General features: G+C 46.6%; 14 protein-coding genes. 10 read left to right on the forward strand and 4 right to left on the reverse strand.

The features are described from left to right. Nucleotides 1–47 precede the first annotated feature (47 nt). The 5 genes from M1D71_RS02610 to M1D71_RS02630 all read left to right on the forward strand — a co-directional run bounded on the left by M1D71_RS02610 (nt 48) and on the right by M1D71_RS02630 (nt 4,108). Nucleotides 48–374: an MTH1187 family thiamine-binding protein gene (locus tag M1D71_RS02610; protein WP_458125130.1), complete on the forward strand. Its 327-nt coding sequence runs from the start codon at nt 48–50 to the stop codon at nt 372–374. Between the two features lie 644 nt (nt 375–1,018). Next, complete coding sequence (locus M1D71_RS02615) at nt 1,019–1,123, forward strand: hypothetical protein (protein WP_017690880.1); 105 nt, start codon at nt 1,019–1,021, stop codon at nt 1,121–1,123. Nucleotides 1,124–1,166: 43 nt separating this feature from the next. Next, nucleotides 1,167–1,274: a YjcZ family sporulation protein gene (locus M1D71_RS02620; RefSeq protein ID WP_221825910.1), complete on the forward strand. Its 108-nt coding sequence runs from the start codon at nt 1,167–1,169 to the stop codon at nt 1,272–1,274. 227 nt (nt 1,275–1,501) lie between these two features. Continuing rightward, nucleotides 1,502–1,801: a hypothetical protein gene (locus M1D71_RS02625; protein ID WP_458125131.1), complete on the forward strand. Its 300-nt coding sequence runs from the start codon at nt 1,502–1,504 to the stop codon at nt 1,799–1,801. A gap of 795 nt (nt 1,802–2,596) precedes the next feature. Next, entirely contained in the window at nt 2,597–4,108 is a 1,512-nt protein-coding gene (locus M1D71_RS02630) for an HD domain-containing phosphohydrolase (RefSeq protein WP_458125132.1), read from the forward strand. 4 nt (nt 4,109–4,112) lie between these two features. On the opposite strand, the gene M1D71_RS02635 is transcribed toward M1D71_RS02630, so the two are convergent. Further along, a complete protein-coding gene (locus tag M1D71_RS02635) occupies nt 4,113–4,766 on the reverse strand; it encodes a phosphatase PAP2 family protein (RefSeq protein WP_458125133.1) in 654 nt (217 codons plus the stop codon). Nucleotides 4,767–5,004: 238 nt separating this feature from the next. On the opposite strand from M1D71_RS02635, the gene M1D71_RS02640 reads away from it, so the two are divergent. The 4 genes from M1D71_RS02640 to M1D71_RS02655 all read left to right on the forward strand — a co-directional run bounded on the left by M1D71_RS02640 (nt 5,005) and on the right by M1D71_RS02655 (nt 9,038). Continuing rightward, complete coding sequence (locus tag M1D71_RS02640) at nt 5,005–6,420, forward strand: sensor histidine kinase (RefSeq protein WP_458125134.1); 1,416 nt, start codon at nt 5,005–5,007, stop codon at nt 6,418–6,420. 208 nt (nt 6,421–6,628) lie between these two features. Further along, nucleotides 6,629–7,786, forward strand: a complete 1,158-nt coding sequence (locus M1D71_RS02645) for an MFS transporter (RefSeq protein ID WP_458125135.1) — start codon at nt 6,629–6,631, stop codon at nt 7,784–7,786. Between the two features lie 49 nt (nt 7,787–7,835). Continuing rightward, nucleotides 7,836–8,516 carry an oxidoreductase gene (locus M1D71_RS02650; protein WP_458125136.1) on the forward strand — a complete coding sequence of 227 codons (681 nt, stop codon included), beginning with the start codon at nt 7,836–7,838 and terminating at the stop codon, nt 8,514–8,516. Between the two features lie 147 nt (nt 8,517–8,663). Then, nucleotides 8,664–9,038, forward strand: coding sequence for a RidA family protein (locus M1D71_RS02655; RefSeq protein ID WP_017690870.1), 375 nt, complete (start codon nt 8,664–8,666; stop codon nt 9,036–9,038). 110 nt (nt 9,039–9,148) lie between these two features. On the opposite strand, the gene M1D71_RS02660 is transcribed toward M1D71_RS02655, so the two are convergent. Then, a complete protein-coding gene (locus M1D71_RS02660) occupies nt 9,149–9,907 on the reverse strand; it encodes a tryptophan-rich sensory protein (RefSeq protein WP_458125137.1) in 759 nt (252 codons plus the stop codon). A 188-nt stretch (nt 9,908–10,095) separates the two neighbouring features. Here M1D71_RS02660 and M1D71_RS02665 point away from each other — a divergent pair, with 188 nt between their 5' ends. After that, a complete protein-coding gene (locus tag M1D71_RS02665; RefSeq protein WP_458125138.1) occupies nt 10,096–11,061 on the forward strand; it encodes an arsenic resistance protein in 966 nt (321 codons plus the stop codon). A 139-nt stretch (nt 11,062–11,200) separates the two neighbouring features. Here M1D71_RS02665 and M1D71_RS02670 read toward each other — a convergent pair whose 3' ends face one another. Next, nucleotides 11,201–12,829, reverse strand: coding sequence for a response regulator transcription factor (locus M1D71_RS02670; RefSeq protein WP_458125139.1), 1,629 nt, complete (start codon nt 12,827–12,829; stop codon nt 11,201–11,203). Nucleotides 12,830–12,834: 5 nt separating this feature from the next. Continuing rightward, nucleotides 12,835–14,664 (reverse strand): cache domain-containing sensor histidine kinase, encoded by a 1,830-nt coding sequence (locus tag M1D71_RS02675; RefSeq protein ID WP_458125140.1) that lies wholly within the window; start codon nt 14,662–14,664, stop codon nt 12,835–12,837. Nucleotides 14,665–14,681: the final 17 nt, after the last annotated feature.

Consider the following 14,681-nt stretch of genomic DNA (forward strand, 5'->3'; position numbering starts at 1 on the left):
AATAAGCGGCAGCGGTTGTTCACGGGGCCCAGAGGAGGCGGAGCACAATGGCAATAGCAGAAGTGACTGTCATTCCAATTGGAACGGCAACGACCAGTCTGAGCAGTTATGTGGCAGACATGCAGAAGGTATTGGAACATCAACGGGGTATTACATATCAGTTAACTTCCATGAGCACTATTATTGAGGGTCCGCTTCACGAGATTTTTACAGCAATTGCGGCTCTGCATGAAGCGCCGTTTCTGTCAGGAGCTCAGCGTGTCTCCACATCCGTCAAGATCGACGACCGTCGTGATAGACCAGATGCCTCAAGCGTACAGAAGTTACAATCGGTTCAGGACAAACTGACATCGCTCCAGGCGCATCCGAATTAATGGTTTAGTGTAAAAATCCGTATATTCGGTTATTCAGTATTTTATAAGTCATCAATCAAAGCTTAGATTGTGTATATGTGTAGTTAACGTGAATTTCTGACATCTATAAACATCTATAAACTGAAAGACAAAAAGACCAGCTTAGCGTTTATAAGCTGGTCCTTTTTGTACACGTACTTATCTTTGGCATAGGTTAACGTCATGCTGTAGAGTTCAGCATTGGTCGGGATCAGATACTGGACAAGAACAACATCTGTACCCGAGGAGTGTTTATATGACCCTTCCAAGACACCGGCGTTATATTCTTTATAAGGTTTGTTCGTGTAACTGATTTTTTTATAATCGGAGATACCGAAACCCGAAAGTTAATTTGTATGAATTTAACACGCATGATTCTAATAATATACCGTATTGGTATCGTTATTGAGCAATAGTACACTCATTTTACATATATAACTGTGAGATTTTTTTATGACTTCAACATATTTGAACATAGCGGACAGACTTAAGAACTAATCCTGTATATATACGCAATGCGAGAATAATCTGTGGAAAAAGAATAGCCCATTTTCGAGCTGAGCCCGGTCCCATATGGGATTGATGCATATAGTGAACTGTACCTCAAATCAAAGGAGGGGTTTTACATGAGTGGAGTAGTAGGTGGATACGGCGGCGCATGGACATCGACTGGCGCGATTCTGGTTCTTTTCATCTTGTTGGTCATCATCTCTAAAGCATTCCTGATCTAATAAACCGTTTGGACCCTAATATATCGGTAAAGGAGGGTTCTGTATGAGTGAAGTAGTTGGAGGCGCAGGATACGGCGGCTGGACATCGACTGGAGCAATCCTGGTTCTGTTCATTCTGCTCGTAATCATCACTAAATCTTTCTGGGTATAATATGGCGAGCTCTGCCGGGCAACCGGTAGGGTTTTTTTGGTTATGGACAAGCATGGGGGGAGAGCCACGGTGATATAGACTGCGGAAGACGGAGGATGCGGCGATAATGGGGAAGCTCGTCCAATGGCTAAACGCCCATTTTATCAAAATGAGGGCCATAGCCCGGTCCAGAGGTAGGCAGAATACATAGCTTAGGGGTGTAGGCAAATGTTAAGGAGGAATGAACAATGAGCGAAGTAAAACCAAACTCACCGAACGGACATGGGCATGTATACGGACATATGGGAGGTAATGAACACATGTATGGATATCAATACACAGGTCACACTATGCACGGTTATGGTTGCGGTACAATGCCGATGGGCTACGGTTACGGACATCAGCCTAATCAGGCTCCAATGATGCATGGTTATAGCCAGGGTTGTGGAGTATCCTATGGTCATGGTGGCTCAAGCTGGGGTTCGATGGGTACGATCCTCGTACTGTTCATCTTGCTGGTGATTATCTCCAAAACAATGTTCTTCTAATTAATTGTGAGTCAAGAAAGCTTTGCTGAATGTGGAACGTTACAATGGGGCTGGTTCAAAAGGCTCTAAACCTTGAGATTATTGATAGGCGTAAGGCTCTTATAATCAGATTGGGACAGCATAGGAATTCATCCTGCGGTGTCCCTTTTTTTATTTTTTATAAGTGATGGAAGGGTATGTAGACATAGATAAACACCCGGAACCCAATTCCGGGTGCTTTGTGTATGTTTTCAATCTTCTCAAGAATAAGTGATATCCAAAACAACAAAAGCCCTACCTCTCTTTTGTCCTTGCGGCTCCGATGACCGCGCCAGTGTGAATGGGAACATCTTGTGAAACTCTGTAATACCGGGTTATTGTGATTCAGGTTCTTCAATCTTCATAGGTTGATTGTACTTAATTCGCTGCGGTCGCAGCATGAAGAAAATATTCCGGGGTTTAAGAAGACAGAAATCATATGAGGTTGTTTAATACAACTTTTATATTATACCACAGGCTGTAATTATTTGCAATAAAAAGGAAAGGCGTAAGCGGAACAACATGTTCATGGGCTTTCAGGCGAGGCAGTGAAGCGTTCCAGGTCTGGCGGCCTTTTTGTTTTTTCAGAGTACCACCAAGGTACTGCGGAATGGGGCGGTTTTTTAAACGATTCGATAGGTAGAGCTTCAGCATATGATCAGGGGATTTTATTAATTTTTTTAGTCGGAGTAACCGATAAACAAATAGAAGGTAATACCCTTAATCTCCCCGTGTCTTAAGGGAGAACGGGTTGCACATAGAGAGTGAGGGGTTCAGTTGGAAGTATACCGTTCATTTATCTTTCGCCTGATACGCAATTATCTGATCGGTTCGCTGGCAGCTGTTTTTGTTGTCGGTACAGTGGCTATGGTATCTACCTTACAGATACCCAATATTCAATTTTTCCGACTCATTGTCATTGTGTTGATATCGATCCTGTTCATGCTGGTCGCAGAATTGATTACGCTGTGGGTACAGTTGGGCCCTATAAGGCAATTTTTTGCTTCAGAGCATCATGAAAAAGATGACTTGAATCGCATGTATGAGAGTATTCATCGTTTTCCGGGACAGACCATATATCGGATTATGGGTCCGCACATGCTTGGTTTTTCACTTCCGGCAGCTGGATTAACAATTTGGATGATATCCACAGGGTGGCTTGAGTTCCCTTACGGGTATATTGTGGTGGCCGCAGCGTGCGCCTTTCTGATTGCCATCATGCATGCGCTGATTGAGTATTACCTAACGGTACGGGCGATTAGACCCCTGTTGCTTGAAATTCGTCATCGAGGCAAAACCCAATATGGGATGGAACCCTCACTGGGAGGGCGCATCCTGGTATCGATCCAGCGTAAATTTCAGCTAAGTACGGCACTGATCGGCTTATTTCCTCTGTTTTTATTTTTCTTGGCTACATATATTCGGCTTCAGTATATGGACAAAGAATTTGCGAAAGAGTACATTCTGTGGGGAATTCTCATCGTTGTTCTGGGCGCAGGGTTTGCGCTGGTGGGAAGCTGGCTGTTGATTCGTGATGTTCGTGATCCAGTTGCTGAGCTGACGCATGAAATGAACCGCATTCAGGGGGGAGATCTTGGCAGAAGAGCTCCGGATTTGTATGCGGATGAATTCTCTGCACTGATCTCCGGTTTCAATATGATGATTAATCGGCTTGAGATGAGACAGGAACGTAATCGGCAGCTACTGCAAAGTTATTTTTCTACGCTGGCGGCAGCATTGGACGCCCGAGATAAATACACGGCAGGGCATTCCATGCGTGTAGCAGAGTATTCGCTGATGATCGGCAAGTTGAGCGGAATGAATGAAGAACAGGCGGATTTATTGTACAAATCAGCCCTGCTCCATGATATTGGGAAAATTGGCATACCTGATGAGGTGTTGTTTAAGGATGGGAAGCTAAGCGATGAAGAATTCGCGATCATTCGTACACATCCCGTGCAGGGAGAAAGTATTTTGTTACAAATAGAACCCATTGATGCCATGGCGGACTTCCTGCCAGGAGTAAGATCTCACCATGAGAGATATGATGGCAAAGGATACCCGGATGGGATGGCTGGCGATGATATTCCGCTTTTTGGCCGCATCATTGCGGTGGCGGATGCCTTTGATGCCATGACGTCTGATCGACCATACCGGAATGGGATGAGTCACGAGAAAGCGCTAACGATTTTGGAAGAAGGAAAAGGGACCCAATGGGATCCCTATTTTGCAGGCTTATTTATTGATGAATGGAGACGACAACAGCATCTGCAGAAACCGTCGAAGTGAGGGATCAGCTGATCCCCTCGGTCCACTTCGATTCTTTTCTGCGTCTCCGATATAGAGCCAGTCCGGTTACAATAGTAAGAACGCATTCGCCAAGTATGACTGCACCCAGCGCGTCATAGATCACATGTTGTTTGATCATTAGCGTGGATACTATTATGGTTGCTGCACCGGCAACTACCAAGAGCTTGATGGGTTTGCGGATGCTTGGAACCGAGAGAACAGCACGCATCACGAGATATGAGTGTAGGGAATGAATACTTGGAAAACAATTATAAGGACGATCCTGACTGTAGAGCCAACCAAGAACAGATGCCCCCAACCCTGTACCTGTTAATTCCGGGCGCGGTACCATGGTCTGAAAGTTGAAGTAGATCAGATAACAGATCCAGACACAGATATTCATGGATAACAAGACGCGGTAATACGTCAGTCGATCCTTAGCACACAGGTAAGCGAGCACACCGAATACAAACGGGTACCAGCCCAAATATGGAATGGACATGGCAGGTACGTAGGGGATGATCCGATCAAGTGACGAATCAAGTATAACGAACCCGCGTTCCGGACTATTAAGAATATCATAGAACATCCCCATAACCGCCAAGGACAGCATCAGACTCAATGACAGCCAATAGGATTTATTTTTTAACAATTGCACAACACCTTTTCTCCTTTCATCCATGTTCCGACGAACATGACCCTAGCAATTAAATTGTTCAAAATTTAAACAACAATATATTTTACTACGTCCAGCACACAAATTGAATCCTGATTTGTGTATTTTTGTGTATTTTTTTGACGAAGAAGGAATGCCGAAGTTTCAATGGGCATGATATGATAGAAACCATACGGACGAAGGTAATTGGCCAGTAAAGTCGGACAACAGGAGTGGTTGAATGCAATTTTCAAAAATGTTCGTATTGAATATGGGAATGCTTATAACGATAGCCTATCTTGCTAGTGTGTTCTATAAATATATCGTAATACGTACCTCTTCCCGAGTGAAACAGATCAGTTCAGTGCTTGTCCTTATTTTTGCAGGCTGGATCAGTACAGTTTTTGGCTTTCAACTCACCGATGAAGTGGTCTTTGATCTTCGTTATGTCCCTTTAATTGTTGCCGTTCTGACGTATAGACAACCTTATAGCGTGATCCTCGTGGGTGTTGGAATTGGGTTGTCCAGGCTGACTTTTGGCATCACGGATGCTACATTGGCGGCAGTGCTCAACATGTCTTTGCTGGGCGTGATCTGTGCTGGTCTAAATATATGGATGAGGCGCAGCAACTATAGACTAATTATTAAAGGAATACTCGTTACAGTTATCGTCAATGTGGTCAATAGTGTAAATATTGCTATCTTTGGTGTGATCCCGGCTACATATTTCTTTTCACATATTATGCCTTATACACTCCCTACAGGCATTGTATTGAGTCTTATTTTTGTATTTATTCTACGTGATTTTCAGAATGAACAGAATCGAATATTGTTGATACAGAGCACAAACCGATTATTATCTGTGCAGAAGGAAGAATTGCAGAAAGCTCAGATTGTGCTGGAGGATCGAGCGAAACAATTGATGATTGCCTCACAGTACAAATCGGAATTTCTCGCCAATATGTCACATGAGTTGCGTACGCCACTGAATAGCGTCATTAACTTTGCCCAGATGATCAGTGAGAACGCTGATACGATGGATCAGGAGGATATTGTACGTTTTGCCAATATGATCGACCACTCCGGGCAGGAACTGCTTACGCTCATTAACGATATTCTGGATCTATCCAAAGTAGAAGCAGGGCGACTGGATATTGCACTCGAGGATATCAGTGTGGCACAACTTACAGAAGATGCCATGAACCATTTTCAGCTCCTTGCTGAGAAAAAGGGAATTCAGTTGGTTCTGGACAAAAAGCAAGGACTACCCGAGATGCTCTGGTCTGATCCCCAGCGGGTTCAGCAGATTTTACGGAATTTGATGTCCAATGCCATTAAGTTTACTCACCGGGGAAAGGTCACGCTGGCCGTAAGCACCAAACAGATCAAAAATGCAGGCATTCAGAGTCGATGGCTCGTTTTCTCCGTTCAGGATACAGGTATTGGTATTCCCGAGGACAAGCATCATTCTATATTTGAAGCCTTTCAGCAGGCAGACGGATCGATTAGCCGCAAGTTTGGTGGAACCGGACTTGGTCTCTCGATCAGTCGGGATCTGGCCAGATTACTGGGAGGATCGATTGAACTTGAGAGCGCTGAAGGCAAGGGAAGCACCTTCCATCTCTATCTTCCATTGAACCGTGAAAAAATGAGTTGACAACCTTCGTGCCGCGAGTAGAATTTGGGGTGACAACTAGCATCGACCGGCTTTCGAAACCCGGTCTAAGGAGTGTATCCCCATACAGAAGACGGTCAACGTTAACCCTCCCCCGTTAGCAAGCAAACCACGGCGCAAGGGTTCGACACAACGCACTAACTTATCGATTGCAACATGGGAGGGTGTACCGGCAATTATTTTACAGACATTGCTGGGAGGCCCGTTCTTAACCGGGTTTCTGTTGTACCTTGGGGCTGGGTCGAGACATATTGGCTTTGTGCTCGCGATTACCACATTCGTGAACATTGCGCAGATCGGAGCAGCTTACTGGATGCAGCGCATTCGCAGCCGTAAACGCATGCTGCTGCTGTTCGTGGGCACACATCGTATCTTGTGGAGTGCAACGGGACTGATCCCGTTCATTTTCCCCAAAGAGTGGTGGGTAAGCGTATATATTGGTGTATATACGATTGCTTTTATATCGAATACCATCGGCGGCATGATCTGGACTTCACTCATTGGCGATATCGTACCTGCCAAGGTGAGAGGGCGTTATTTTGGAATTCGAAATACGATTTTGAATGCACTTGGAAGCGTATGCTTATTCGCAGGAGGCATTATTTTGGACCGTTACCCCGGAGAAATGGGCTTTCTGATCCTGTTTATTCCGGTGTGGATCTGTGCCATTGCCAACACAGTTATCTATTTCTTTTATCCGGACGTGCCCTTTGAACGTTCTACCGAAAAGGTTTTCTGGCGTATGTTTATCAAGCCGTTCCAGGATCGTTCTTTCCTGAAGGCTACGCTGTTCCTGGCTGCCTGGTTATTGATCCAGACCTTGATTGTTCCGCTCTATTCCTATGTGATGCTGGATCTGCTGAACATCAATTACCAGACCGTATCCCTGATCACGGTAGTCCAGACGCTGGTCATGATGGCCGGGTTCTATGTCTGGGGCAATCTGAATGCCAGATTCAGTAACAAAACCTTGTTGTTTTGGACATTGCCCGTCATCGCACTTTCCTGTCTATCGTGGGGGTTAATGTCGTTCATGCCCGTGTTGATTGCGCTCTTTCTATCTCATATCTTCCTTGGGATCGGTGTGGGTGGATTCAATCAGCTGGCATTTAACTTTACGATCGGAGACACACCCAAAAGTGAAAGACCGATGTTTGTCGCCGTCTATTCGGCGCTAACCGGAGTAACCTCTTTTCTTGGGCCGCTGATGGGTGGCTGGTTGTATGAAAAGATGGAAACCTGGTCCGATGCACTGTCCTGGATCTCTGCCTACGGATTTCAGGTGGGAGTTGGTGTAGTGATGCTGATCCTTACATTTACCCTTGGACGTCGTGTACTGTTAAGATAGATATTGAATCGGTTGACTTCAAAAAAGGTAGCGAAGTGGAGGGATGTATATGAATCGTCTCGAACGGAAAGCCATGGTGCTTGGAGCCACCGGACTTGTAGGCGAATTGTTGGTTCATAACCTGCTGAATCACCCGGCATACAGCCTGGTTCGCATACTGGTTAGACGTCCACTTGAGCTACAGCATCCCAAATTGGAACAGCATGTGGTGGACTGGGAGCAGTTGGAGAGCCAAGACCACTTATTTGACGGGATCGATGACCTGTACTGTTGTTTGGGTACAACGATTAAAAAAGCAGGCAGTCAGGAGAACTTCCGCCAGGTGGATTACCATTACCCGGTTCGTGCAGCTACACTTGCAAAGCAGCATGAAGTACCACAGATGCTTGTGATCTCCTCCATGGGAGCAAGCGCAGGTTCCCGTGTCTTCTACAGTCGGACCAAGGGGGAAATGGAGGATGCACTGTCCGATATCGGTTTTCAGTCATTGCATATCTTCCGCCCTTCCTTAATCCTGGGAGATCGAAACGAGAAGCGTTTCGGTGAGCAGATGGCTGCTCATGCCATGAAGTTTCTGGATCGCTGGATGAAAGGCAGAGCGGACAAATACCGGGCGATCCACGCCGGAACCATTGCACAGGCCATGACGAATATTGCGCGGGTGCAAGCCAAGGGAAACCATGTTTACCCGAATGAAGTCATTCATGTCCTTGGCGCGGACGGGGGTTAAGAACCTTTGAACGAGTTGTTTGCTTCATGTGGCTAGGGAGGAGCGTTTCTCGCTTGAGGTAGATCGTGGTATAATAGGCAACAAAAATGAGTTCGAACCCTGACTCCTTGTGGCAGCAGGATAACGAACATGAAGGAGAACTCGTCCATGAAAAAACCAATCTCTACCGATCAGGCGCCAGGCGCCATTGGTCCATACAGTCAAGCCGTTGATGCGGGCGATTTCATCTATACTTCCGGACAGCTCGGCCTGAATCCCCAAACGGGAGAATTCGGTGCAGATGTACAGGAGCAGACACGTCTGTCTTTGAGTAATGTGAAGGCTATTCTTGAAGCAGCAGGTACAAGTATGGATAAAATCGTGAAAACGACGGTGTTCCTGAAGGATATGAACGACTTCGTTCCTGTGAATGAAGTGTATAGCACGTTCTTTGAACAGCCGTATCCTGCACGCAGTGCAGTGGAAGTTGCTCGTTTGCCAAAAGATGCACTGGTGGAGATTGAGGTTATTGCCCTGAAATAGGACAACCTTCATTCGCTATGGTATACATAAGAAGCCGATTTCAGGTCAAATGACCAGAATCGGCTTTTTGCTTTTGCGCTATGTTTTTGCATTATAATGGAGGAAATCGCTCAATCGCGATCCTGATTGCGGGCGAAGAATAACCATACCGCATAGATGGCCAATACGATCGCAATAATGATTGCCGTGTAATATACGGAAGTGACATCCTTTTGTTTAAGTGCAATGGCGATATAGGCCCATGTAAATACAAGTGGGTACACACTGTCGCGATAACGGAAGCTAACGAGTACAGCCAGCATCATGCCCACAATCAGCATAATGATCGTCCAGGTCGGTTCGCTGATACCAAAACCATCCCAGCCAATTTTATATAACAGGACAGCTGCATTGACAATCGTTGCCACGCTAATCCATCCGAGATAGATGCTGAATGGCAGCTTCACAAGCCAGATCTCAGCAGTGGTTGGCACGGTAATTGTACGTGTTTTTACATATAGCATGATCAAGGACAACAGAAGCAGTACAATGATTAGTAAGGCGAGACCAGTCTGCAAGTTTTGAAAAGCAAAAATCCATGCTACGTTGAAGGCACAGCTTGCCAGGAACCAATACCCGAGACGAGTAATCGAATCCCTTTTCCAGGAAGCGGGCACGAACTGATAGATCACGAATCCTGCAAGCAGCAGGTAGATGAGACCCCATATAGAGAAGGCATAGCCAGAAGGTGTAAGCAGCACAGGGTACATATCCGATACTTCTTTGTTGGTCTTGCCTCCGATCGGCAGAGCGTTGGAAAGGTAGTTTACGATAATTACAACGATAAAACCAATGGCATTTAACCACTTGTACGGATTGTTACGTGACATTGTGTTTCCTCCTTGGATTAACGAAATGAATGAACCACGGGTCAGTCTACAATGAATATACCCAGTTCTTGTACACTCTAATAACACCCGCAAAAAATTCACTTGTTGCACTCTGTCCCAATGTACGCGCAATGAAGCAGGAATATGTCCATGCCCGCGATGTCCAACCAGAGGAGGGGAAGAAAAGAATGTTTTCAAGAGAAATGATGGAGAAACAACAGACTTGGTTCTATGTCATTGCGTTGTTCGCAGGAGCAGCGATAGGACTGGGCAATCCTGAATGGGGAAATGCTTTGCACTACACCGTGTCTCCCATACTTGCTGTTCTGTTATATAGCATGTTCGTACAGATTCCTTTTCTACAGTTAAAAGAGTCTTGGTCCAATCTGCGATTTATGGGCGCGTTGCTGGTAGCTAATTTTATCGTTGTGCCTGTGGTTGTATGGTTGCTTACACTGGTATTTCCGCAATCACCAGGCGTTCTGATCGGAGTCTATCTGGTACTGTTAACGCCCTGTATTGATTATGTCATTGTCTTTACGCAGCTCGGCAGGGGCAATGAGAAACTGATGCTCGCCGCAACACCCCTTTTATTTGTTGTACAAATGATCCTGTTGCCGTTTTATTTATGGCTATTGATGGGTGCTGAGGTAGCACAGGTCATGCAGGTAGGTCCGTTCGTGGAGGCTTTTCTGTTCCTGATCGTTCTTCCACTACTGCTCGCAGTCGTAACACAAGTTCTCTCTAGAGGTAAAACGAGCGGGGAGCGGGTCATGAACGCCACGGCATGGCTCCCGGTTCCAATGATGGCACTCGCGCTGATCGTGGTTGTCGCCTCCCAGATTGGCAAAGTCTATAATGATATGGCGATCATCGTGAACGTGATCCCGATCTACGTTGCTTTTCTAATCCTGATGCCTTGGATATCACGTGTTATTGCTAATGGGTTTCGATTGAACACAGGTGCAGGGCGGGCGTTGATTTTCAGTTCAGCTACACGGAATTCGTTGGTTGTTCTGCCACTGGCGTTGGCACTTCCGCCAGAATGGGCAACTATAGCTGCGGCAGTCATCGTTACACAGACGATGGTGGAGCTTGCAGGTGAACTGATCTACATACGACTTGTACCTGAAGTGATTTTACGGGGTAGATGACTGTAGCCTCAATCTTTCGGATCGTATCCTATCTTAGAAAAGAAAGTGCCAAACCGTCGTCATGAGCTATCTTATATTTCTGATTCCAAAATAAAGTGCAAAAAAGGACTCCGTTAGGGGTCCTTTTGAGTTGAAGCTCTTACGTTCCAGCCTGCAATAATGTTTTGCGGTATTCCGCTGGCGTGATGCCCTCCATTTTTTTGAATACTTTGCTAAAATACTTTTCGTCCTGAAATCCAACCATCTCCGAGATTTTGGCGACTCGCAGAGAAGGATTTTGCAGTAGCAGTTTGGCGTTGTTGATTCGCAGTTTGCCCAGATATTCCGACCAGTTCAGACCAAATTGCTGTTTGAATTTGCGTGAGATATACTCCCGGCTCAAGTAGAAACGCGCGGCAATCTGCTGTAAGGACAGGTCCTCCTGATAATGGGTTTCCATATAGCGCGCAATCTCGCTCATAGGGTCAGGATTGGCGTGGTGATGAGTGGTCAGCGCCTTTCCAGCTGCAAGCAACCGTTGCTCCAACAATGAACGAAGCAGGGGCAAGGATAACATTCCTTCAGGGTCAAAAGGTAATTCGGCAAAGGGGATAGACTGTTCTTCCGTCACTTCTTCTGCTTTGGGAGGTGAGCTTGCCGTATCATCAAGCCAGCGGCTCAGCATCCATTCCAGCTCATCGATCCATTGCTGAATCTGCTCGGCACTGACAACATCAAGCTCAGTGATCGGATCAAGCCATTCGGCGACCGCAGCAGATACACTGGAAGCCCGGCAGCTCATGGCCGCCATACGCATGGACTCTTCATGGGCGGTTAAACGCCGATTTTTAAGCCCGCCAGATGATTCCATTGAAGCATGGATTCTCTGCTTGATTTGCAATGCATTACGTCGCCATAACCTGGAACTTGCCTCCAGATAGGCTGCTGAGATTCCGCCAGGGTAGGATTCACAGGTGGAGATGCCGAAATGAAGCCGACGCTGAATCGTCTGCTCCAATCCATGATTGACCTTGTCCAGAATATGTTCCAATGATGCGGGTGGGCCCCAATGCAGCAGAACAATCTCGTCAGGTTGATCCAACTGGCGAAACATTACGCCTTCGTCCGGTGTGGATAACATCTCCGCACAGATATTGAGCACCGAGAACACAAGCAGGTCCGGTTGACTGCGGTATTTTGACAGACAGTCTGCATCCAGATGGGACAGACTCGTGACAGCGACACTACAGACAGGGACTAGACTGGGGAGATTCAACTCATCCTGTAATCTCTGCATATGTGATGGGCTGCTGCCTCTTCCACCGGCAAGTTCGGTTAACAGACGATCCTGATAATGAGGCCGCATCCGATTAACCACAATGGATTGCCTTGTGGATTGCATCCGAACAGCATCCTCCTCTTCCCAGGCTGTGATTGCTTTCAATAGGGATGCGTTCAGTTCGGCTGCTTCCACAGGTTTCAGCAGGTAGTCCATGCCTCCATGTCTGATTGCATGTCTCACGAGTTCAAAATCATCATACCCACTAATGACCAGCACCTTGCTGTGTGTGGCATGAACCGATATCCATTCAAGTAATGCCATACCGTCCTTGCCCGGCATACGCATGTCACTGAGTATGATTTGAGGTTGATGTGCTGTGATGGCAGCTATGGCTTCATCTCCGTCTGCCGCTTCAAGTAACGTATCAATACCAAACTCTTCCCAATGACCAAGCAACCTTATGGCATCGCGGACATGTTTTTCATCATCTACAAGCAGTGCCTTCATGTTGTTCACTCTCCCGCGTATAGTTTAACCGTGATCTTCACACCATTTGGTTCCCGATTACTGATCTCAAGCCTGGCTGAGTGACCGGGATGTGAGTTCAATTGAAGTCGGCGTATCACATTTCGTAGACCGATGGATTCAGACTCGTCGGATTCCTGCGTGGATAACCCGGTTGCTGTGTGACTTTGATGGAACCATCCCTGGATCTCCAGTAACTTATCTTCAGGTATGGAGGGGCCGTTATTGTTCAGTTCTATTTCAATCCAATGTTCGTTGATCCGGCGGCTGGATAGGGATATGTGTCCTTTGCCAGGCTGAATATCTGCTCCATGTTTGAAATAGTTCTCAATTAAAGGTTGTAACGTCATTCTTGGCATTTCGACAGATAGCGTATCTTCGGCAAAATCCAAATTCACCTCAAGGCGGTCACCGAACCGCTCCTGTTGCAGTTCCAGATATAATCGGGCATGCTCCGCCTCTTCGCGTAATGTCACACAGGTCTGATCCCGCATGCTGTATCGCAGCATTTTCGATAGGGAAGAGAGCAGTGTATATGCCCGCTGACCTTGCTGTTGAAGGGCAAGTGTACCGATGGATTGCAATGTATTATACAGAAAATGCGGATGAATCTGCGCTTGCAACGCTTTAAGCTGATTGGTCTTATTGGCGATTTCCAGTCGATATTCCCGTAGAATCAGGTTATTTACCGTATCCATCATATCTCGGAAATGACGAGCGAGCACCCCGAATTCATCTCGGCTGGATAGATGGATATCCACATGCAGACGCCCCGCTTGAATCTGGTTCATATACCGCATGAGCTGCTTGAGCGGACCCGTGATTCGAATGGAGATGAACAAGGTTGCGACAATGACCAATACAAGTGCCGCAATGGCAATCATCGCGTTATTCCACGTGAGTGTGGTCGCTCTGGCGTATAACGTCTCATTCGGGATCTGTTTGACGATGGTCCAATCGGCATATGAGCTGCCGAGCTGCTGATATACATACATGGAACGATCCTGTTCAAAATGTCCTGCGACATTCTGGGCTGTACCACCGCTAGATCGTGCAATAGTCAGTTCACTAGCCGTTTCCTCTCGTAATGCATCGGTATGATTGACCTCGGACCGTCCCTGATAAATGATCTGATTCTGTCCATCCACAACATAGATCTGTTCCTTAGCCGGATCATACAACCTGCGACAGATTGCTGCAATGGTATTCATATTCAGATCAATGGCGAGCACACCCAGACGCTCGGTGGACGGAATATCCTTGATCACCCGATGCAAGGTAATGACTGTCCTTGCAGGGTCATCGGCGGAGGCGGCCTTGAATCCGTAAGTGTGACTCATATGGGCCGATTCCACCCAGATATCCGAGTTGTCACCGCCCATTCTTCCATGAAGCGAGTCGGAATAAGCTTGTTTGCGTTCCTCCCGTTTCGGAAAGGGGCTCATAATTAAGGTCGATTGATCAGCGGCAAAAGAGTGCAAATACAGCTGGAATACATCCGGCACAGCAGCGCGTATCGTCTGCAAAGTAGTGTACACCTCGGCAACCGCACGATAATCACCAGGAATTTTTGCCAGGTTACGCAGAAAGTTCGGATCGTTATACACAGCGAGCGACGCTCTGGCCACGTTATCCACATAGTTGTTGAGATTGGTGGAAGCTTGATAGATCAGGCGTTTGTTCTCTTCGACAGCCTGTTCCCGCAGGGCCGTCTTGGTCTGAATAAACGTCATGCTGATTGATGCGAGCAGTGGAAGTGTGGTAGCAATCAGCATAAAAGCAATTAATTTGGTGCGTATACTGTAGTATCTGGACATCGGAACACCCCTTCTGG

Source organism: Paenibacillus sp. Z3-2 (genome assembly GCF_054161325.1).